At 73.3% G+C, this 21,302-nt stretch carries 14 protein-coding genes; 7 read left to right on the forward strand and 7 right to left on the reverse strand.

Features of this window, described 5'->3' with window-relative positions; all coding sequences use genetic code 11:
• Positions 1 to 22: 22 nt before the first annotated feature.
• Positions 23 to 907, forward strand: coding sequence for a glycosyltransferase family 2 protein (locus EDD30_RS03000; RefSeq protein WP_071808058.1), 885 nt, complete (start codon positions 23 to 25; stop codon positions 905 to 907).
• A 45-nt stretch (positions 908 to 952) separates the two neighbouring features.
• A complete protein-coding gene (locus tag EDD30_RS03005; protein WP_071808059.1) occupies positions 953 to 1,747 on the forward strand; it encodes an endonuclease/exonuclease/phosphatase family protein in 795 nt (264 codons plus the stop codon).
• Between the two features lie 113 nt (positions 1,748 to 1,860).
• On the opposite strand, the gene EDD30_RS03010 is transcribed toward EDD30_RS03005, so the two are convergent.
• Both EDD30_RS03010 and EDD30_RS03015 read right to left on the reverse strand, forming a co-directional pair.
• Positions 1,861 to 4,092, reverse strand: a complete 2,232-nt coding sequence (locus EDD30_RS03010) for a hypothetical protein (protein ID WP_244945089.1) — start codon at positions 4,090 to 4,092, stop codon at positions 1,861 to 1,863.
• Positions 4,089 to 5,570, reverse strand: a complete 1,482-nt coding sequence (locus EDD30_RS03015; RefSeq protein WP_244945090.1) for a thymidylate kinase — start codon at positions 5,568 to 5,570, stop codon at positions 4,089 to 4,091. The genes EDD30_RS03010 and EDD30_RS03015 overlap by 4 nt, the downstream gene beginning before the upstream one ends.
• 106 nt (positions 5,571 to 5,676) lie before the next feature.
• On the opposite strand from EDD30_RS03015, the gene EDD30_RS03020 reads away from it, so the two are divergent.
• The 5 genes from EDD30_RS03020 to EDD30_RS03040 all read left to right on the forward strand — a co-directional run bounded on the left by EDD30_RS03020 (position 5,677) and on the right by EDD30_RS03040 (position 12,234).
• Positions 5,677 to 6,954: a lipopolysaccharide biosynthesis protein gene (locus tag EDD30_RS03020; protein WP_211353737.1), complete on the forward strand. Its 1,278-nt coding sequence runs from the start codon at positions 5,677 to 5,679 to the stop codon at positions 6,952 to 6,954.
• 17 nt (positions 6,955 to 6,971) lie between these two features.
• On the forward strand, positions 6,972 to 8,108 hold the full coding sequence (locus EDD30_RS03025; protein WP_084558064.1) for a glycosyltransferase family 4 protein: 1,137 nt from the start codon (positions 6,972 to 6,974) through the stop codon (positions 8,106 to 8,108).
• Positions 8,109 to 8,223: 115 nt separating this feature from the next.
• Positions 8,224 to 10,110, forward strand: a complete 1,887-nt coding sequence (locus tag EDD30_RS03030; RefSeq protein WP_071810306.1) for a fibronectin type III domain-containing protein — start codon at positions 8,224 to 8,226, stop codon at positions 10,108 to 10,110.
• A 94-nt stretch (positions 10,111 to 10,204) separates the two neighbouring features.
• Complete coding sequence (locus EDD30_RS03035; RefSeq protein ID WP_084558060.1) at positions 10,205 to 11,077, forward strand: glycosyltransferase family 2 protein; 873 nt, start codon at positions 10,205 to 10,207, stop codon at positions 11,075 to 11,077.
• A complete protein-coding gene (locus tag EDD30_RS03040; protein ID WP_071810304.1) occupies positions 11,074 to 12,234 on the forward strand; it encodes a glycosyltransferase family 4 protein in 1,161 nt (386 codons plus the stop codon). The genes EDD30_RS03035 and EDD30_RS03040 overlap by 4 nt, the downstream gene beginning before the upstream one ends.
• Here EDD30_RS03040 and EDD30_RS03045 read toward each other — a convergent pair.
• The 5 genes from EDD30_RS03045 to EDD30_RS39720 all read right to left on the reverse strand — a co-directional run bounded on the left by EDD30_RS03045 (position 12,203) and on the right by EDD30_RS39720 (position 21,090).
• The gene (locus EDD30_RS03045) at positions 12,203 to 13,216 is read right to left on the reverse strand and encodes a metallophosphoesterase family protein (protein ID WP_071810303.1); all 1,014 of its coding nucleotides are present in this window, start codon (positions 13,214 to 13,216) and stop codon (positions 12,203 to 12,205) included. The genes EDD30_RS03040 and EDD30_RS03045 overlap by 32 nt on opposite strands.
• Positions 13,213 to 16,911 carry a hypothetical protein gene (locus EDD30_RS03050; protein WP_244945091.1) on the reverse strand — a complete coding sequence of 1,233 codons (3,699 nt, stop codon included), beginning with the start codon at positions 16,909 to 16,911 and terminating at the stop codon, positions 13,213 to 13,215. Before EDD30_RS03050 ends, EDD30_RS03045 begins: the two co-directional genes overlap by 4 nt.
• 134 nt (positions 16,912 to 17,045) lie before the next feature.
• A complete protein-coding gene (locus tag EDD30_RS03055) occupies positions 17,046 to 19,370 on the reverse strand; it encodes a glycosyl hydrolase family 28-related protein (RefSeq protein WP_071808877.1) in 2,325 nt (774 codons plus the stop codon).
• 101 nt (positions 19,371 to 19,471) lie between these two features.
• Positions 19,472 to 20,680: an acyltransferase family protein gene (locus tag EDD30_RS03060; protein WP_071808878.1), complete on the reverse strand. Its 1,209-nt coding sequence runs from the start codon at positions 20,678 to 20,680 to the stop codon at positions 19,472 to 19,474.
• Complete coding sequence (locus EDD30_RS39720) at positions 20,677 to 21,090, reverse strand: hypothetical protein (RefSeq protein WP_211278003.1); 414 nt, start codon at positions 21,088 to 21,090, stop codon at positions 20,677 to 20,679. The genes EDD30_RS03060 and EDD30_RS39720 overlap by 4 nt, the downstream gene beginning before the upstream one ends.
• Positions 21,091 to 21,302: the final 212 nt, after the last annotated feature.

Raw genomic sequence — 21,302 nt, forward strand, 5'->3', positions numbered from 1 at the left:
TTGCGCTCCGAACTACACGGGCATGACCGCAACGCTGCTCACCGCCGCCACCGCACCGACGACCGCCGCCGCCCCGCTCTACAACGCGGCGCGCCTGTGGGCCCCGGCCGACCCGGCCGTGGAGCTGACCGTCGTGGTGCCGTTCTACAACCCCGGCGCGGCGCTGCGGCCCACGGTCGAGAAGCTGGTCGCCTGCCTCGCCGAGGAGCGCGTCTCCTACGAGGTCATCGCGGTCTCGGACGGTTCGACCGACGGCTCCGAGCGCACCCTCGCCGGCCTGCCGGGCGTGCGGGTCGTCGTCAGCCCGGTCAACCAGGGCAAGGGCGGCGCCCTGCACCTCGGCTTCGCCGCCGCGCGGGGCGCCTGGATCGGCTTCGTCGACGCCGACGGCGACATCGACCCGCGACACCTGGCCGAGTACCTGCGGATCGCCCGCGCGGGCGACCACGCCGGCGTCTACGCCGACAAGCGGCACACCGCGTCCGGCAGCGCCTCCTCGCCGTTCCGCAAGCTGGTGTCGATGGTCTACTCGACCCTGGTGACGCTGCTCTTCGTGCTCGGCATGCGCGACACCCAGACCGGCTGCAAGGTCCTGCGCCGCGACGTGCTCGCCGAGCTCCTGCCCCGGCTGCTCGAGCGCCGCTTCGCCTTCGACCTGGAGTTCTTCGTCGCCGCCAAGGCGGCCGGCATCCGCGGCTTCGTCGGCGCACCGGTGCGGCTCGAGGAGCGGGTCGCCGGCTCGACGGTGGGCTCCGCGGCGATCCTGCGCACCATCCGCGACACCTTCGTCATCTGGGCCCGCCTCCACCTGACCAGCCAGTACCGCCGCGCGGCCTCCGCCCCGATCGTGCTCCGCCCGGCCCCCACCGCCTGGACGACGACCGGCCAGCTCGCCGACGCCGCCTGAGCCCCCTCCGAAGGGCTCCCGCCCGGGCGACTAAGGTGCGTCGTCGTGCGGATCGCAAGCGTGAACGCCTGGGGCGGGGCGATGTCTGAGGAACTGCTGCAGTGGCTTCCGACCAGCGGCGCCGACATCGTCTGCCTGCAGGAAGTGACCCGAACCCCCGGCCTGAGCGGATGGACGCGATTCGAGGACGGCGACCGCAGCCTCCCCCAGCGCGCCGATCTCCTTCACGACGTCCGCGCCGCGCTGCCCCGCCACCAGGCGATCTTCGTGACCAGCGACTCCGGGCCCGTCCAGGACGACACGGGATCCCGCCATCGGCAGGATTTCGGTGTGGCCACCTTCGTCGGTGAGCACCTGCCGGTCGTCGGCGCCGACTCCGCGTTCGTGCACGGAGAGTTCGCCGACCATGTGCGGTGGCCGGCCACCGACCGCCCTCGTGCCGCCCTTGCCGTGCGTACCGTCGACCGCGCCGCGGGCCGATCGGTGTGGGTCGTGCAGATGCACGGGCTGCGCGACGCGGCCGGCAAGGCCGACACCCCGGCACGGCGCCGCCAGGCCGACCGGCTCGCCGAGCTGGTCCGCCGCATCCGCGGCCCCCACGACCTGGTCGTGGTCTGCGGCGACTTCAACCTGCTGCCCGGCAGCGAGACGTTCGAGGTCCTGGCCGGGCTCGGTCTCACCGATCTGGTCGGCACGGCCGACACCCGGACGTCCCGATACGCCAAGCCGATCCGGCACGCCAGCTACATGCTGGTCTCGGACGTGTCCGCCGTCGAGCGCTTCGAGATCCTGGCCGAGCCGGAAGTATCGGACCACCGCGCACTGGTCCTCGACATCTGAGGGCCGGTCACTCGACGGCGGAGATTCCGGCGCCGACCGTGAGGGTGCCGGCGCACCTACCACAACTGGACCTTCTCCTGAGCGGTGCGATCCGGAAAGCTGCCTTGCTCCAGCTACCGGGGTCCGGCTCGTGCGGCGGAGTGCCGGCTGGGCACCGGTCCGGACCGCGGTGGCCGGCCGGTGGGCGGTGCCTGCGGTGGTGACGGGCCTTCGGGGTACGGCACCGCCCACCAGCGGACCAGGTCTCGGCGGTGTTCCAGGACGCCCACCGCCAGCAGGACCAGCAGCGAGACCACCGAGGCGATCAGGCCGAGGCGCAGCCACCGCCACGGTTCGTAGTGGACCGTGACCCCTTCCGCGCCGGCTTCGACGGCGACCGTGCCGGCCGCCGTCGGAGCGCTGGGGAGGCCGCCCGCCGACCAGCCCGGTGACCATTCCTCGGGGATCACCACCCAGCCCGGAGTTCCCGGCGCGACGTCCCAGCTCGTCGAGCTGGTCCGGCGCAGGTCGCCCGAGGCGGCCGAGGGCAGGGGTTCCCGCGCCGGGCCGGTCTCCAGGATCGCCTCGGTGCCCAGCGCCCTGCGGGCGGCCAGGGCGACCGCCTCGTCGTAGCCGCCGGGCCGGGCGCCGGCCACCCGGCCGGTGCCGTCGGCCTCGACGCGGTAGACGTCGAGTTCCGGGGTGCGCAGGACGCGGCGCAGGTCGGGCTGCTCTTCGAGCCAGACGTAGAGGTCGGCCTCGCGGTCGCGGGCCAGCACCACGTAGCGCACGCCGAGCGGGGCCACGAGGCGGCCGAAGGCTCCCGCGCCGCCGGCGGCGACCAGGCGCTGCACGTACGCCATCCGGCGCGAGACCGAGTTCGTCCGCACCGGGCCCAGCTCGACGGCGTCGCTGCTGAGGACCGGGCGGCGGAAGAACGCCGCTGCGGGTGTCGCCACGGTCCGTGATCCGGAGAAGGCGAACGGCTGGTAGAGATGCCACGGCAGGAACAGCACGGCCTCGTCGCCGTCGCCCATGATCTGGTCGGCGGTGTGCCACGACTGCGGGTACTGGGTGACGCGGACGCTGCCGCCGAGGCCCCACGCCAGCGAGGGGGCGACGACCGCGTAGACGCCCGCGATCATCACCAGGGCGGCCGTCGCGGTCACGCGGACCAGGGACGGCCGCGCCTTGCGGCAAGCGCCGACCAGCGCCTCCACGGTGACCCCGATGCCGACGGCGTACGCCAGCATCGTCAGCGCGACCCACTTCTGCTGCTCGCGCATGGCCGCGAAGAGTGGCACGGCGTCGAAGGCCCATCGGTAGACCGGGGCGAGCGGGCCCTCGATGCCCGCGCCGAGCAGCAGCCCGACGGCGGCGAGCAGGGCCAGCGGCGCCCCGGCGAGCGGGCCTCGGCGGCAGAGCCGGGCCAGTCCCGCGGCCGCCGCCGCCAGCATCACCGCCGCCGGAACGAGGCCGAGGCCGATCTGCGGGCTGCTGTCGGCGGCGCCGCGCCAGAAACCGCGCAGCGAGACCAGGGTGGCCAGCATGCCGCCGGAGCCCGCGTGCGGGGCGTACACCTCGAGGTCCTGGCCGCCGACGCGGACGGTGAGGATCGCGCTGAGCAGTACGGTGACGGCGTACGCGTAGATGCACGCGGCGCAGGCGATCACCACCGCCGTGCGGGCCAGGTCCTTGCGCGTCGGGCGCGGGAGCAGCGCGACAGCCAGCAGGCCGGCGCCGCCGAGCCAGGCGGCGTGCGGGCCGACCGCCATGGCCATCGCGTACCAGCCGGCCGGCCGGGCGGCGAACCAGGTGCCGCGCCGGCGTGCCCGCACGGCCGAGGCGAGCAGCCAGCTCAGCAGGCCGACGGAGAGCAGGAAGGCGACGTGCCCGGCCTGGACGCGCTCGACGACGAACGGGTTGCAGCAGGCGAAGAGCGCGGCGCTGTGGCGGCGCCACCGCCCGCCGGCGGCGAGTGCGGAGACGCCGGAGGCGGCGATCGGGAAGTAGCAGAGGACGACCAGCCAGCTAGTCGCGCCCGGCCCGACGACCGAGCGCACCGCGTCGGTCAGCAGCCGGTACGGCAGCGCGTCCAGCGCCGCCGGGTCGAGGCCGTAGAGCCCCGGTGTGATGGCCTGGTTCGGGCCCGACACCCAGTCGAGCAGCAGCAGGTAGCCCTCCCGGGTCCAGGGTGCGACCACGGCCAACCCGGCGATCAGGCCCAGCAGCCCGGATTCGGCGGCCAGCCGGGCCGCGCGCGGGTCGACGCCCGGCAGCCGCCGGTGCCGGGGCACGTAGGCCGGCGCCTCGGCCGGTGCGGCACGGTGGTGCCGACCGCCCCGGCGACGGGCGACGAGGGTCACCGCCGGCGGCGCCGTGGACCGTGTGCGGCCTGCACCACCGCTGCCACCAGCGGCGCCAGCGGGTCCGCGGTGTCGCCGGACGTGTCCACGACGATCTCGGCGCACCGGGCGGGGTGCTCGGTGAGCAGCTCACGGAACCGCTGCTGCTGCCCGGCCTGCTCGGCCCGGGACCGCTCCGGCTTGCGGCGGTGGATGAGCTCGTCCGGGGCGTCCGGCAGCACCAGGATGTCGGGCGCGGGCACCACGAACTCGGCTACGCGCGCGGCGCGGGAGCCCGGCCATGGCGACTCGCGCAGGTCGTAGACCCAGCGGTCGGCGATCACGACGCGGCGGCGGGCCACGGCCGGCGCGACGCTGCGCAGATAGCGCCAGAGGTATTCCCCGGCGTAGAACCAGGCGGCGGCGCGGCGCAGGGCGCGGTGGTCGGCGGGGGCGCCCTCACCCGGGGACGCGGGCGTGCCGGTCGGAGCCGGCGCGGCCGCCGAGGCTGCCGGGGCTGCCGGGGCGGTGGAGCCGACGCCGAGCAGCCGGCGGGCAAGGGCAACGCCGGGCAGGTTGCCCCGTGCCATGCCGAAGTACGCGGCGCTGGTGGGCAGCCCGTAGCGGTGCAGCCGCTCGTGCAGGCCGTCGGCGACCGTCGACTTACCCGAGCCGTCCGTGCCGACCAGCGCGACCACCACGCCGCGCACCCGCAGTCCGAGCGGGCCGGCGGCGCCGGCGGCGGGCAGCACGCTCCGGCGTTGCGCCCAGGTCGAGCCCACGACCGACGGCGCGAGGCTGCGGGCGGCGAGGCGCACCCGCGCCCGCAGCGGCAGCCGCGGGTCGGGCTCCGCACCGCCGGCGACGGCGACGAGATCCGCGGCGACCCGGGCACCGAGCTGCTTGGTGAGCCGCCAGACGAACTCCTGGCGGTGCCGGGGGTCGGCGGCGTCCCAGGCAGCGCGGGCCTCGGCGAGGCGTTCCGGCTCGGGGAGGCGGCCGCGCAGCACCGGGCGTACCAACAGGTCGGCCGTCGCCGCCGCGCCGGTGAGCCGGTGAGTGCCGGTGTCGATGGTCGCCTGTCCCGCCGGCACCAGAAGCACCGGTCCGACGCACAGGTCACCGTGGGTGACGTCGACCACGGCCGGGCCGGTGGTCGTCTCGACGGAGAGGCTCACGTGGCGCAACCGCCGGGGATCGTGCGCCTCGGCCACCCGGGCACCGGCGTACGTCCGGGCGAGCACGTCGATCGGGTCGCCGGGCGCCGGTGGCGCGGCGTACCAGATGTCGAGGTCCTTGGGGCCGGTGTCGGCCGCCCAGCGCTCGCTCGCGCCGGCGTCGCCCTGCCAGGCCCAGCGCTGACCCGTGGCGTCGAGGGCGGCCACGACCGCCTCGAGCAGGTCGGCGCGGCTCGGTGGCCCGGAGCGCGAGTCGTCGGCGCCCGCCGCGACGTCCCGCGTCGGTCGCTGTTCCGCGCCTGTTTGCCAGGAATTGGTCATTTCACCCCGATTATGGACCGGCGGACGCATCATGCGTGTCCACTTGCGTGACGCAGCCCCGCCAAATAACAGACAGGTCCCGCGTCGGACGGCCGATAGAGACCCTGTGACCTCTCTTGCCCGCCGTATCGCGAGTCTCGCCGCCCGGGGCGCCGCGCCGATCGCCGTGGCGGTCGCCGTGCAGAGCGCCGGTAACCTCGCCTTCCACTCGGTGGTCGGACGGATGCTGGACCCGGGCGCGTACGGAGCCCTGGGCGCCGTGCTCAGCGCCATGGTGATGCTGGCTGTCCCGCTGGGCGCACTCCAGACCGCCGCATCCGCGCTGGTGGCCGAGCACGGCCTCACCCGGGAGACGGCCCGGCGTACGCTGCGCGCGGTGGCGTTGTGGTCACTGCCGCCCGCCCTGGTCGTGCTGCTCTGCGCGCCGTTGCTGCGCGACTACTTCCACCTGGCGTCGCTGGCCGAAACGGTGCAGTTGGCGCCGTACCTGATCGCCGCCGCCGTGGTGGCCGCCGCGCGCGGCCTGCTGCTCGGTGACCGGCAGGTGGGCACGGTCGCCGCCACCTACGTCTTCTCCACCGTGGTCCGGCTCGGGCTCGGGCTCGCCCTGGTCGTGCCGTTCGGCGTCTCCGGCGCCCTGGCCGGCACCGTCGTCTCGGAGCTGGCGGCCCTGCTGGTCGCCGTCCCGCGGTTGCGCGGACCGGCCGGGCGCACCGGCGCGACCGGCCTGCGACTGGGCGCCGTCGCGCACGCCGGGATCGCGGTGACCGGCCTGTTCCTGTTCTCCACCGCCGACCTGCTGCTCGCACGCCACCACCTGGGCGATGCCGAGTCGGGCTCGTACGTGGCCGCCGCGACCGTGGCCAAGACGGTGCTGGCGCTGCCCGCGGGCGTCATGGCCGCGGTGTTCCCCCGGCTGCTCGCCGCGTGGCCGACGCCGGGGCGCACCCGCGCCCTGATCACCGGCGGCGCGGCGGTGACCGGCCCCGCCGTGCTGGGCGCGGCCGCGGTCGTCGCCCTGCCGTCGCTGGTGCTGGCGATCCTCTACGGCGACGGGTTCGCCGACGCCACCGGGCTCGTCCAGGCCCTGGCCGGGGTGGCCGCCCTGACCTCGTTCGTCACCGTCCTGACCAACGCCGCGCTCGCCCGCCGCTCACGCCTCATCGCCGTCCCGTGGATCGGTGCGGTGCTGGAGATCGCGCTCATCGAGACGTGGCACGGCTCGGGCTCGCAGATCGCGGCGTGCTCGGCCGCCGCCCTGGCACCGACGCTGCTGGCGATGGTCGTGCTGGAGGGCCGCCGCTGGGCGCGCGCCCCTCGCGCGAACGTTCAAGTGGCACCCGCCGATGCCGATCCTTCCCGTACCGCCGCTACCGCGGCCTGAATTGCGGAGGACCCGACGTGCGCATCCTGGTGCTGAACTGGCGTGATCTGACCCACCCCGCCGCCGGCGGCGCGGAGGTCTACACCGAGCAGGTGCTGCGCCGCTGGGTGGCCGCCGGCCACGAGGTGACGCTGTTCGCCGCGGCCGTCGCCGGGCGCCCCGCCGCGGAGATCGTGGACGGGTACCGCGTCGTCCGCGCCGGCAACCGGTTCACGGTGTACCGCGAGGCGCGGCGCTGGTGGAACCGCTACGGCCGGGGCCGCTTCGACGTGGTGGTCGACGAGACCAACACGGTGCCCTTCTTCGCCCACGAGTGGGTCGACGACGGCGCCCGCACGATCGCCCTGGTGCACCAGACCTGCGAGGAGATCTGGCACCACAACGCCCCGCCGGTGGTCGCCCATCTCGGCCGGCATCTGCTGGAGCCGGGCTGGCTGCGCCGGCTGTCGGGCTCGCCCATCCTCGCGGTCTCCGACTCGACCCGCGACGCGCTGATCCGCTTCGGCGCCCGTGACGTCACCGTCGTGCCCGAGGGCTACGAGCCGCCCGCCACCCTGCCCCAGGTCGACAAGGAGGACACGCCCACGGCGGTGTTCTGCGGCCGGATGGTCAGCTACAAGCGGCCCTGGGAGGTCATCCGCGCGGTCGGCCTGGCCCGCCGCGAGATCCCGGACCTGCGGCTGTGGATGATCGGCGGCGGTCCCCTGCTGGACAAGCTGCGCGCCGCGGCGCCCGAGGGCGTCGAGTTCCTCGGCCGGGTGTCCGAGCAGGACAAGCACGACCGGATGGCCCGCGCCCACGTCCACCTGGCGACCAGCGTGCGCGAGGGCTGGGGCCTGGTGGTCACCGAGGCCGCGGCCCTGGGGACCTCGACCATCGCGTACGACGTGCCCGGCCTGCGCGACTCGACCCGGGCGGCGGGCGGGGTCGTGACGCCGCCGCAGCCCGAGGCGCTGGCCCGCCGGCTGGTCGAGCTGCTTCCCGGCCTGACGACGGCCGCCGCCGCGCCGCTGCCGTACGGCGGCGCCCACTCCTGGGACCACGTCGCCACCACGCTGCTCGAGGCGGTGTGCGAGCACGCCCGCGTGCCCGGCACCGCGCTGGCCCGTACGCCGCTGCCGCCCGCCGCGACCGAGCTGCCCCCTGCCGCCTGACGGGGCCCGGAGAACTTCAGGTTTCTTTGACGCCGCCTTGCGGCCAGCTTGAGGTACGCGGCCGATCCACATATCAGCGGCGCCGACGGGGCAGCCGATGAGGAGACGAGGAAACATGGGCGTACGACTGCTGGCTGGGACCGGCGCCGCTGCCGTGGCCGCGTCGCTGGCCTTGACGGGGACCCCGGCGCTCGCGTCGGACATGACCACCGCACTGCCCGCGCCGCAGGGACTGACCGTGGCGCGTGCCGCCGAGGACGCCGCCAAGATCGTGGTGTCGTGGCAGCCGGTCGCCGGAGCGAGCTTCTACCGCATCGACTTCATCCAGGGGACCACCGAGACGGTCACGTTCGTGCCGGGTGACACCACCACCTACACGATCAACACCACCGGCAACCCCTGCGTGTCGTACAAGGTGCGGGTGGCCTCCGAGAACACGGACGGCGCCGGCGAGTACACCGACTTCGTGACCGCCCGGACGCTGGCCCCCAGCGGCATCATGGGCGCGGTGCCCGGCCGCACCGGCGCGACCGGCAGCACCGGCACCATCAGCTGGAGCGTTCCGGAGTGGACGGGCGAGGCGCCGCTGACCGGCTACCGCATGCAGCTCATCCGCTACTCCGACAACGCCGTCCTGTCCGACCAGGTCGTCACCGCGACCAGCCACGAGTTCCCGAACCTGGACCCGACCCGCACCTACATGGTGCAGGTCTCCCCGCAGAACCAGTTCGGCAGCTGCTCGGCCGTGATGGGCAAGTCGCTGATCGACAAGTACAAGCCGGCCGACCTGACCGGCGTGGTCGCCACCCGCCGCGCGAACTCGACGCTGGTGGACGTCTCGTGGGACGCGCCGACGACCGGCCCCAAGCCGGACTTCGTCCTGGTCAACTGGGGCGTCGACAAGCCCAACCAGGGCTCGCTGAAGGTCAAGGCCCCCGCGAACTCGGGCGTCATCAACCTCGCCCTGGGCAAGAACTGGGTCGTCGACGTGCGACCGTACAACGCGAACGGCAGCGGCTCCACGCTGCTCGCGGTGACCGACCCGACCGCTCCCGTCGTCACGCCCCCGGTGGTGACCCCGCCGGCCCCGCCGGCGCCCGAGAAGACCCCGCCGGCCATCAGCGCGGCGCTCACCCGCGCGGCGGACCGCAACGGCTGGCACAACGGCCCGGTCTCGGTCATCTTCACCTGCACCGACGCCCAGTCCGGCGTGGGCGGCTGCTCCTCGCCGGTCACCCTGACCGCCGACGGTGGCGACCAGGTCGTCACCGGCACCGCGACCGACAACGCCGGCAACGTCACCACCACCAGCGTGAAGGTCAGCATGGACCGCACGGCGCCGACCTACTCCGCCACGGTGGAGGGCACGAAGAACGCCGCCGGTTGGTTCCGGACCGCGCCGACGGTGAACTTCACCTGCGCCGACGCCGCCTCGGGCGTCGAGACCTGCCCCGCCTCTGTCCTCGTCGGCACCGACGGCGCCGGCCAGGGTGCCACCGGCACCGTGACCGACAAGGCCGGCAACACGACGGCCGCCGCGGTCACCGGCCTGAACGTCGACACCACCGCTCCCGCCGTGCAGGTCAAGGGCCTCAGCCGCAGCACCTACACGCTGGGTGCGATGCCGATCCTGGGCTGCGACACCAGCGACGCCGTCTCCGGCGTGGCGAAGCAGGCCGGCCTCAGCGTCAGCCGGGACAGCAAGGCCCAGTACACGGCCGTCTGCGGCAACGGCACCGACGTGGCGGGCAACGTCGCGGCGCCCGCGTCCGCCACCTACACGGTCACGGCGACCGTGCCGGGCCTGATCGCCCTGACGCAGCGCTACCTCGCGGCCAACAACGCCACCGTGGGCCTCGGCAAGGACCTGGTCAACAAGCTGCAGCACGGACAGTACGCCCTCTACATCAGCAAGGTGCAGAAGGAGCAGAAGGACAAGAAGCCCGGCCTGACCGCCGCGCAGATCGACGAGCTGGTCTACTGGGCCCGCCTGCTGGGCTGACAAGCTCGATCACCCACACCGAGCCGGACCCCTCACGGGTCCGGCTCGGTGCATTTCCGGGCGAGGCCGACGAAGCCGCTCATAATATGAGGAAATGACTAGCCGCCCCGTGGTGTCGGTGATCGTTCCCGCCTACAACAGCGAGCCGCTGCTGCGCGACTTCCTGGCCTCCTGCCAGACCTCGCGGTACCGCGACTTCGAGGTGATCATCAACGACGACCTGCGCTCCACGGACGGCACCGAGGCGCTGGTCGAGCGGTTCCGGGCCGACGGCCTGGACGTCACGTACCTGCGGGAGAACCGCTCGCTGGCCCAGGGCCGCAAGCGCGGTGCGGCCGAGGCGCGCGGGTCGATCCTGCTGCACCTCGACTCCGACATGAAGGTCACCCCGACCCTCATCGGCGAGTGCGCCGACCTGATCTCCGAGGGGTACGACGCCCTGGTCATCCCGGAGGAGTCGTTCGGCACCACGTTCTGGGCCCGGTGCAAGTGGCTGGAGAAGAAGATCTACGACGGCGTGGAGCAGATCGAGTCGCTGCGCTGCGTGCCGCGCGACATCTACGACAAGCTGGGTGGCCATGACGAGCGCATGGTCTTCTCCGAGGACAAGGACTTCGACCTGCGGGTCCGCAAGGCCGGGTACAAGATCGGCCGGACCCGCAGCTTCCTCTACCACAACGAGGGCGACCTGCGGTTGTACCGGACCATGCGCAAGAAGCTGGGCTACTCCGCCACCGCCGACCTCTTCGCCACCGAGCACCCCGAGGCGTTCCGGTGGCAGACCAACATCTTCAACCGCTTCGGCCTCTATCTGAGGAACTTCCCGTACGCCTTCTCGCACCCGCTGCTCTACGGCGGCCTGTGGACGATGAAGATCGGCGAGTTCGGCTTCGGCGCGCTCGGCCATCTGCGGAAACGGATGGCCACCCGAACGCCCGGCCGCGGTGTCCGGGGAGGTACGGCATGACCAGGGTCGCGCACCTGATCTCCGAGTTCTCCGCCAAGGAGGCGATGGGACGTACGGTCACCGAGATGGCGCACCGGGTCGCCGGCGAGCACCACCTCGTCACCACCCACGCGCTCGACGGTCAGGACGCGTTCGCCGGCGTGCACGAGCTCGGCGGCGCGCTGGAGACGTTCCCGCTCGGCCGCTCCGACACATTGCGGGACGCGCTCGAGAAGATCCGGCCGGACCTGGTGCATCTCCACGCCGGCGCGCTCGGGCCGTTCCTGGCCTTGCTTCCCGTGCTGCGCCCGTACCGCAAGCTGCTCACCGCGTACGCCTGGCCGACCCTGCCGAGCCCGGGCGCGTGGCGGCGGGCCACCGTGGCCGAGATGCGCGCCTCCAACGTGCTGCGAGTCCGGGTCCTGGTGAGCACGGTCCTGCCGGTCCCGCTCGCCGCCGCCGCGCTGCGCCGGGCCGGGATGACCACCGTGCTCACCCCCGACCCCCGGGTCGCCGACCGGCTCGGCCGCCGGCGCGGCCTGAACGTCATCCGGTTCACCTCGGGCGCGCCGGCCGATCCTCGCCGGGCTCGGTTCGACCGGGAGCGGCCCACCATCGTCTTCGCCGGTCGCTCGGAGACGGTCCGCGGCCTGGACACCTTGCTGGCCGCGTTCGGCCGGGTCCGGGCGCAGGTGCCCGGCGTACGGCTGCGGCTGCTGCTGATCCCGCGACCGGAGCTGCCGCGGATCCTGGCCCGGGCCGGCGCCGCCGGCGAGGCCATCGAGGTGGTCACCGAGCCGGTGCCGGACCTGCTGGCCGAGCTGTCCGCCGCGCAGGTGGGCACCTGGCCGTTCAAGTTCGACTACACCACCTCGCCGCCGGCGATGGCCCTGGTCGAGGCGATGGCCGTGGGGCTGCCCGTCGTGGGCACCGACGTCGCCTGCGTCCGCGCGGTCCTCGACCACGGCGTGAACGGCCTGTCGGTGCCCCCGGACGACGCCCCGGCCCTGGCGGACGCGCTGGTCACCCTGCTGCGCGACGAACAGACGTGGCAGCGGTACGCGAAAGCGGGGCTCGAGTCGGCCACGCAGCGGATGGGCTGGGAGCGGGTCGCGGAGACCACCGCCGAGGCGTACGCCTCCGTGCTCAGTGGCAGGACGCCTCGCCCCGGTCGGTGACCGGCGCACCCACCCGGTGGAACGCCCAGCGCCACGAGTCGGGCCTCAGCTCCAGCTCCAGCACCCCGTGGTGGTCGAAATCGGCGAACTCGCTGCCCGGGATGCCGGCGCGGAGCTTCGGCTCGCCCTTCTCGTCGCCCGCGCCGTCCGCCGACGCCGGCCGGTAGTGGGCCTGCCCACCGGTGCCGACGACGTACTGGCGCACGCCCAGCGGGTCGGACTTGCCATCCGGGTTGAGCGGTCCGAACCGCTCGTAGTCGGCCTCGTGGCCGGAGAGCACGAGTTCCACCTGGTGATCGTAGAGGGTCCTGAACAGCTCGGCCGTGCGGGCGTCGGGGCCGGCGATGCCGGTCGACCAGCGCGGGTGGTGCCAGGCGGCGATGACGCAGGCGCGATCGTTGGCGGCCAGGTCGCTCTCGAGCCACGCCTGCTGCGGCGAGCCCTTGCCGCAGCCGCCGGCCACCGCGGAGCAGTTGGAGTTGAGCACCACGAGGTGCCAGCGGCCGATGTCCTGCGACCAGTAGCCCTTCGCGTCCCTGAACCGGTCGCCGAAGTACGCGGTGAACGTGTTCGCGTCCTGCACCTTGTACTCCTGGTTGCCGATGACCGGCACGGTACGGCTGAGCAGCCGGCCGTACGTCGGCCCGTACACCGTGCGGAACGCCTCGGTGGCCGGCAGCTCGTACTGGTAGTCGCCGAGCCCGAGGAAGACCGCCGGGTTCAGCCCGACCGCCAGGTCGGACGCCTCCTTGTGCTTGCAGTGGTCGCCGGCGCCGGTGACGAAGTCCGGGTCGTCCGGGTCGCAGGCCATGTCGCCCACGGCGGCCAGGCGGACCGTGTCCGGCGCGGTCGAGCAGCGGCCGAGCAGCCAGACGAGGACGAGCGCCAGTACCACGAGCATCGCGATCGTGGCGGACAGGACGCGGCGGCGCCGGGAGGTGCCGACGACCGCGGCCACCGTACGGGCGAGGTGAACGCTCATGTGTGCCGCCTCCGGAGCAGATGGCGCAGGCGCGGCCGGCGCGCCCAGAGCAGCTCGACGCGCCGCCGCCGGCGGTGCCGCATCGTCCACACGCCGGGCCGGCCCTCGGGGAGCCGGACCGCGTACATGAAGATCAGTGAGGCGACGACCCCGGTGGGCAGCAGGTAGAGCGCGATCCGGGCGATCCGCGCGGGCGTGTAGCGCACCGTCACCGCACCGCTCTGCGGCAGCAGCCAGCCGTTCATCCAGCCCTGCAGGGTCACCTTGCGGGCACCCGGGGCGCCGGTGAGCACCCAGCCGGGCGCGGCGTTCTCGGCGAGCGCGACCGCGGTCGGGCCCGACGTCGTGACCGTGCCGGTGAACAGCGTGGGGTTCTCCTTCCGGTAGACCACCGACGAGGTCACGGCCGGCGCCTCCTGGCGCACCATCACGATCTCCGACGGGTTGACCGGGCGCATCCGCACGCCGCGGTACTCCACCTGCGACTGCTCCTTGCCCTTGGGATCGCGCAGGCCGTACAGGTAGATGCGGGCCTCGACGGCGTTCGGGTCCGGCGGGACCAACGTCTCGTACGAGGTCCAGCCGTTCCAGACCGCCACGCCGGGCATCGTGCGGCACAGGTCGGGACCGCGCAGGTACAGGCAGAACTTCGGGTTGCGCAGCGCGACGCTGCGCGCCTCCATGGAGTACTCGTACAGCGAGGCCGCGCCCATGTCCTCGGCGAGCGAGCCGATGCAGGCCAGGTGCCGCACGGCCTTGAGGGTGTACGTGGTCTCGCCGTCCGCGCCCACCTGCGTGTCGGCCTCCAGCCCGGCCTCCTCCACGGTCTCGTCGTCGTAGCGGAAGCAGTCGTCCAGCGGTTCGAACGGCGAGAGGATCGAGCCGGAGGGGCCACCGTCGACCCGCAGCTCGTGCTTGCCGGCGGTGAGCTTGACCGAGACCTCCGGGATCGCGGGCGGGAAGACGGTGTGCGTCGCGACCGCCTCGAGCGCGTCGATCCGCAGTCTCCGGTATTCGGCGACGGTCTTGGGCTTGAGCCGCTCCCCCACGTCCGCGCGCAGGATGACCTGCAGCTCGTCGGAGAGGCTGTCCATCGTCACGACGCGTTCGTACGAGGTCCAGTCGTCGTCCAGCACCGGCCGGGCGGCCAGCTCGCAGCCGGACACGCCGGCCTGCCACAGGCAGATCTGCGGCCGGGCTCCGGTGACGTGCCGGTACTGCAGCCGGACCCGGTAGAGCTGGCCCGCGACGGTGTTGCGGGCCACCACCTTGGTGCACGCGGCGTGGTCGGCGGCGCTCAGCCGTACGGTGCCGCCGGTGACGGTCGCGGACAGCTTCAGCTCGCTCCACGGGCGCGGCTCGTAGTTGTTGCAGTCGAACACCGGGGAGTACGCGGAGGTGTCCGCGGGCTTCGGCGCGGCGGCCAGCAGAGTGAGCGTGGTGGCGGAGCCGACCGGCACGGTCGAGGCGGTGCGGCCGTCGAGCGACACCGTACGGTTGCCGACCTTCAGCGCGACTACCTTCCGGCCCCGGGGCAGCGGGAGGGACAGCACGGGACGCCGCGACACCGCCTTGCCGTCGATCTTGACCACGGCCGGGTCCTCCAGCAGGAGCCGGTTGCGGGCCGCGTCGATCCGGGGCACGAGCACCGCGGCGGCCCGCGCGCGCTGGGCCAGCGTGTAGGTGCCCGCGGCGACGTCGACGGTCGTGGTGGGCGAGCCGGAGTCGACCGGCGGCACCGGCCAGTGCACCACGTCCGGCGTCACCACCGCCGTGTCGTCCACCTGCGGGTTGAAGCTCACCAACGTGGTGTCGACGCGGGCCGCGATGCCCGTCCGGCCGTCCACCGTGCCCAGCACCGCGGCGCCGGCGTCCGCCCGGGCGGGCGCGTCCAGCACCCGGTCGAAGGTCCGCACGGTCGGGCTGGTGCCGCCCTTGAACTGCCACAGCTGCAGCGTCCCGTCGGAGACCAGCTCCGCTCCCGGCACCTTCGCCATGGCCGCCGACAGCACCCGGTCGTCGGCGAAGTACCGGTTCGGCAGCCCGCGCACCAGGTCGTGCCGGATGATCACCCTGCTGGCGCCGATGGCCTCCAGCAGCTTCGGCACCGGGGCCAGGTCGCCGGCCAGCAACGCGTTCTCGATGCCGTGCACGCTGGCGTTGAACCCGGGGGTCTCGCCGAAGTAGCCGCCCGGCTTGGGCGCCACGATCGGATGCTTGATCAGGAGGTTCGCGATACTGTCGGCGCCGAAGAATCCCCAGGTCGTGGGCATCTGGTAGTAGTCGTCGAGCGGCAGCACCAGGACCTTGCCGGGACGGGTGTCGGCGTTGATCTTGTCGGCCACGTCCCACCAGTCCTGCAACACCCGCACGTGGGCGGAGGGCTGGGTGGGCCGCTCGTCCGGCATCACCTCGCCGGTGTAGATCGGATACGGGTAGGCCAGCACCAGCAGGACCGGCGTCGCCGCGGCCGCAGTGATCAGCCGCCGCGGCCAGCCCGGCCGGAAGCGCCCCGAGGCGCGCAGCCGGGCGAGCATGCCTTCCACGGCGATCGCCATCATGATGCCGAAGAAGGAGACCAGCAGCTGCCCGAGCTTGCTCATCGGCTCGCGGAACAGCCAGAAGCCGGGCGCGTGCAGGTACAGGAACATGTTGAACTGGTTCAGGGGCGGGCGCAGGCCCTTGGCCAGGAAGACGAAGACCAGGATCAGCAGGAGCAGCCCGAACGCCAGCCGGCGCAGCCGCCGCGGGGCGAGCAGCGGGGCGGCGAACACCACCACGGGCAGCATGTAGCGGATCCAGATCCACGCGGGCCGGTCCAGGTCCGCGGCGTACGGCAGGTACTGCGGCCGGAACCACGCCCAGTTGGCCACCATGGTGAGGATGTTCGGCGGGGTGTTGTTGACCTGCGACCAGGACCAGTTGGTGGGGTCTTGGAAGGTGGCGTTCGCGGCCGCGCCACCGCCGCCCACGAAGCTCATGGCGAGCGGTATCAGCCAGTACACGTTGAGCACGATGGCCCAGGGTGTGGCGGCCACGAACCACTTCAACAGGCGTACGGCCGGCTGGCGGCCGAGCACGAGCAGGGCCAGCAGCGGCGTGCCGGCGACCGCCCACGCGTAGGCGACGACCAGCATGGGCGGGTTGAACGACAGGAACGACGTCGGCATGAGCGCCAAGCCGGCGATCGGGGCGGGCACCCGCCGTCCCATGGCCACCCGCATCGCGATTCCGGTGATCAACGCCACCGAGCCGACGGAGATGATGTTGAGGGGGTTCGGCAGCCGGGTCAGGAAGAAGCCGTTGAGCACCCCGAACGCGCCGGCCGCCACGATGCCGGCCTCGCTGCGGACGAAGGCGCCCGCCAGGTAGGCGATCCCGAACCCGACCAGCCCGTAGATGAGCGTGTAGAAGAGCCACTGGGCGGAGTACTCGGTGAGCCCGACCGCCTTGCAGACCCAGATCACCACGAACTCGAACCCGCGGGCCATGGTGTAACCGGCGGAGCCGGCGCCCGTGGTCTGGTGGTTCCAGGCCCACAACGCCTCGGGCGCCCAGCCCTGCCGGATGAAGGCACCCATGTCGCCGCCGGCGATGAAGGTGCCGGTGCGGAACCAGCGGCTGACGATCAGCGAGGAGATGGCGAAGACGATCAGGTACGGCCGGGCGGCGAGCCAGCCGGCATGGCTGAACACGCGCCTCACCACCCCAGCCCCTTCCGGCACAGCGACCCCTCCCGACCCGGTCGCGGCGACCGGCGGTCGCGCGCTTCCCCAGGTTGATCGGCCGCGACGGCGCCGCCCTGAGTCGGGCGGCGCCGCCTGGGGCGTTACGGGGCGGTGATCCTGGTGGGGATCGAGAACTCGCTGCCCGCCGCGCCGCCGGCCTGGTAGGCGACGACGTCGTACGGGCCCGTGCCCTCGGTGTCGGTCCAGGCCTCGGTGGCGGTGCCGACGACCAGCCCGATCCGGTCCATCAGGTGGACCTCGCCCACCACGGCGTTGTCGATGGCCGACAGCACCCGGGCATAGGCCGCACCGGCCGGAGCCTGGGCGGTGTACGAGCTGGTGATCCAGCGGTCCGTGCCGTCGACGGTGTACTGGTTGCTGCTGTACATCTTCGTGCCGATGGCCACGCCGGAGGCGTCCAGCCATTGCACGCCGGTACGCGCCTTGCGGCCCGTGGTCTGAGCCTGGTACGACGCGACCGCGGTGTACGTCTGACCCGCCGTGACCGGGGTCAGCGGGCCGGTCGCGCCGATCAGGCCGGCGCCGGTGGTGGTGAGCGCCAGCGAGGCGGCTCCCACGCCCGGAGCGGCCGCACCGGTCACCCGGCTGACGGACGTACGGCTGGCGGCGGTCCAGCCGCCGAGCCCGTTCTCCAGCGTGGCCGCGTCGGCCGGCAGCAGGTTGCCGGGGATCTCCCCGCCCACGGGCAGGTCGGCCACGAGGGCGCCGCCGCGGTAGATCCGGTAGCCGCCGACGAAGACGTTGGGCAGCGCGTAGACCTCCTTCCAGGTCAGCGTGGTCCCGTCCGGGGTACTGACGGCGGGCTGCGCCACCGGCGACTCCGGGGTGTTCCTGCCGTACCGGTAGGGGCCGACGACGAGCGGGCCGAAGGAGTTGTCCGGGTAGGTGCCGCTGGGGTCGGTGAGCACCGTGTCGGTCACCGTGGTCGGCGCGGTGCGGGAGCCGATCTGGATGCCGTACCAGGTGGTCGCCGGGCCGGAGACCACGTTGCCGTAGATGCGGTCACCGCGCCCGACGCCCACGCCGATGCCGACCGAGTCGAACGTGGCGCATCCCGTGCTGAAGCTGGAGTCACGCCCGCCCGGGTTGGTCACGTGGTTTCCGGCGATCGTGTCCGGCATGCTCTTGGCGGCCTGGAGGCAGCCGAGCACGACGATGCCGCCCTCGGCCGAGTTCTCGATCACGTTGTCCGTGATCACGTTGGCACCGCCCGACCACAGGGTGTGGTTGACGGTGTCACCCGGATCCACCGGCGCGTCGACGCGGCCGTACGTGCCGTCCGAGTCCTTGTAGTCGCTGTAGGCCACGGTGATACCGGCGTCGTAGGCACCCACGAACCGGTTGCCGCGCACGACGATGCGGGCCGGGTTGGTGACGTCTTTGTTGGTGCCGGTCGGCGTGTAGCCGGCGTTCGACTTCAGGACGAGGTTCGCGCCGTGGAACAGGTTGTCGCTCACCTCGGAGTCGGTGACCGCCTCCAGGTAGAGCGAGCCGTTGGTCGGCCGCTTGAAGCGGGTCAGCATCGCCGGGTCGGTGAAGACCGTGTTGCGGCGCACCACCAGGCCCTTGGCATTGACCACGTCCAGGGCGTTGCCGAGCTGGGTGCCGTCGAACTGGTTGTCGGACACCACCGTGTCGGTGGCGTTACCGCCGCCGCCGATGTTGTCCTCGTCGCCGGAGGCGGCGCCGCCACGGTTGTCGAAGCGGTTGTCGACGGCCCGCACGCCGGTCGTGGCCCGGATCCACAGCTTGAAGTACTCGATGTTGGTGAACCGCACGTGCTGGACGGTCCACCGGTCGCCGGCCGAGATCCCGCCACCGGCGTTGTTGCCGGCACCGTGGTCGCAGGCCGTGCCCGGCAGGACGGCCTCGTCCGTCAGCCCGGCGCCGGCCTTGCAGTTGCCGTTGACCGCGAGGTCCGAGACCAGGTTGGTGCTGCCCTCGACGGGGTCTGCGGTGTTGTCGGGACGCACGAGGAACGAGTAGTTGAAGCTCGCGTGGCTGCCCGGCGCGATGACCAGTGTGGTGGCGGTCATGCCGCTACCGCGCAGGTTGACGTTCGGCGGCAGGCTCAGCGGCTTGGTCACCGTGTAGACGCCGGCCGGCAGGAACACGGTCGCCGGTGCGGCGGACGAGCTCCGGGCGGCCGCCGCGGCGATCGCGCCGTTGAGGGCCGCCCAGTCGTCCAGGCCGGCGCCGCGCGGTGCGCCCGCGACCGCACAGCCGGGGTCGGCCGCGCACTCCTGCGCGGTCAGCGCAGGGTCGCCGACGGTCGGAGCCAGGCTGTACGCGGGCGCGTCCGGCACGTCGGCCGGTGCCGGCGAGACGAAAGCCAGCTGGGCGGCCACGGTGGTCAGCAGGCTGACGCCGAGCAGCGCCGCCCTTCCGGGGGAGTTCCTGCTCAAATTCCTTCTCCATTCGTTGCCCGCCGCCGGGAGTGTGCCGGCGGTAGGCGGGAAGCGGGGAGCACCCCACGAGATCGGTCGTGGGGTCGTCGCAACGGTGGTCAGGCGCCGGTGCGCCGTGCGGCGGACCGGATCGCGCCGTCGAGCAGGGCCCGCAGGTGGGGCGTGTGCCGCTCGGTGACCCAGGCGAACAGCCAGCCGGCCCCGACCAGCACGGCGCTGAGCGCCGCCAGGGCCAGCCAGTGTGCGGGCGAGGGCGCCCAGCGGTGCGTGACCTGCGGCGTCAGCAGCGCCGCGATCATCGCGGCGATCGGAAGGTGGACCGCGTAGAGCGAGTACGACGACTCGGCGTAGCCGGAGAGGGCGTCGAGGACGCGGCCGGGCAGGCCGGTCCAGTGCAGGTCCTCCACGAGCAGGACGAGCAGGACCGTGGTGGCGCCCGCGAGCAGCAGCACGTTGCGGCTGGAGTAGCTGGCCTGGGCGGCCCACATCGCGGCCGCCAGCGCGACCGATGCCGCCGCACGGGCCAGCGTCAGGGCGAGCGGGCGCAGCATGACCAGCCGCTCGGCGATCGGCCGGCGGAATAACGCGACACCGGCGCCCATCAGCCACACCGGCAGGTACATCAGGACGGCCGTGCCCACCACGGCGCACACGACGAGCAGCAGGACCGCGTTGAGGATCCGCGCCCGCACGCCGCCACCGCCCTTCCACGCGTACAGCGCCAGCGGGAAGATCGCGTAGAACGCCGCCTCGTAGGCCAGGGACCACAGCGAGGCGTTCGTGCCGTACGTCGGCACCGCGATCGTCTGCACGAAGCCGATGTTGCCCAGGGCGGTCAGCGGGTCCAGCCGCCCGGCCAGGTCCTCGGCCGGCACGATGTGGTGGTAGGCCGGATCGCCGAGGTAGATCGAGGTGTGCCCGAGCAGCGAGAGGCCGAGGTGGTCCAGGACCGCCGTGAGCGCCACGGCCGGAACGAGCACGATCCACAGCCGGCTCAGGCGCGCGGTGGCGTACCCCGCCCAGCGGAACCGGTCCTGCCGGAACGCGGCGAGCACGCTGCCACCCACCCAGTAGCCGCTGAGCACGAAGAACACCAGCACGGCCGCCGGGCCCAGCCCGGTCAGCGCGTAGAGGACCCGGGTCAGGGCGTCGTCGCCCGCCTCGGCGGCGTCGACGAAGAGCAGGGAGCGCAGGTGGTAGACGACCACGAGCACGGCCGCCACGGTGCGCAGCGCGTTGAGCGCCCGGTGGGTGCCGGTCCGGGCCGGTGCGGCGGCCCGGTGCCGGGCTCCGATGGTGGCTGTCATTCGCGGGTTCCTGCCGGGGGGAAGGGGGTGGTGCCGGTCTCGGTCTGCTCGTGCGGGACGCTGTACCGCAGCCCGATGACTCCGAGAGGGAGGGCGAGCCCGCTCAACCCCAGGCCGACGAGTACGGCGTTGAAGACGTAGTCGGTGTACCCCAGCGAGTGCGTCGGGCCGCACGACGCGAAGATCGCGACGGCTACGCCCAGCGGGGGGCGCCACAACCGGTCCGCGAGGCCGGGCAGGTCCCGCAGAGACCAGCGCTGCCGGTGGCGGGCGGGAGGACGCGACGGCGGGTCGGAGTCCACGCGCAGCGGCACGACGGCGTACGCAGGCCGCTCGACGGCGTACGCGGGCTTCTCAGCGGCGTACGCGGGCCGCTCGGCGACGGGCCTCTCGGCGAGATCGAGCGACATGACGATCCCTCCTGGCGGGCGCGTGAACGGGACCGGAGCATGCTCCGGCGCCCCTGCCATCGGTCCTGGTCCCGCCGACCTGAGGTCTTTCCCGCGCCGCAGCCCGCACCCGGGTCCGTTGTCCACCCCATCGGCGCGCGGCCCACCGAGCTGAGTCCGGCACCTCGCCGGCGCGCCGGCTCAAGGTTCGCTCAGGCGAAGGGCAAGGTTGG

This window comes from Couchioplanes caeruleus (assembly GCF_003751945.1).
GTDB classification, from domain to species: domain Bacteria; phylum Actinomycetota; class Actinomycetes; order Mycobacteriales; family Micromonosporaceae; genus Actinoplanes; species Actinoplanes caeruleus.

Bases quoted from the DNA above. Each gene is read 5' to 3' on its own strand.
- EDD30_RS03000 (WP_071808058.1), top strand. From the start codon at position 23: ATGACCGCAACGCTGCTCACCGCCGCCACCGCACCGACGACCGCCGCC.
- EDD30_RS03015 (WP_244945090.1), bottom strand. From the start codon at position 5,570: ATGACCAATTCCTGGCAAACAGGCGCGGAACAGCGACCGACGCGGGAC.
- EDD30_RS03030 (WP_071810306.1), top strand. From the start codon at position 8,224: ATGGGCGTACGACTGCTGGCTGGGACCGGCGCCGCTGCCGTGGCCGCG.
- EDD30_RS03035 (WP_084558060.1), top strand. From the start codon at position 10,205: ATGACTAGCCGCCCCGTGGTGTCGGTGATCGTTCCCGCCTACAACAGC.
- EDD30_RS03040 (WP_071810304.1), top strand. From the start codon at position 11,074: ATGACCAGGGTCGCGCACCTGATCTCCGAGTTCTCCGCCAAGGAGGCG.
- EDD30_RS03045 (WP_071810303.1), bottom strand. From the start codon at position 13,216: ATGAGCGTTCACCTCGCCCGTACGGTGGCCGCGGTCGTCGGCACCTCC.
- EDD30_RS03060 (WP_071808878.1), bottom strand. From the start codon at position 20,680: ATGACAGCCACCATCGGAGCCCGGCACCGGGCCGCCGCACCGGCCCGG.
- EDD30_RS39720 (WP_211278003.1), bottom strand. From the start codon at position 21,090: ATGTCGCTCGATCTCGCCGAGAGGCCCGTCGCCGAGCGGCCCGCGTAC.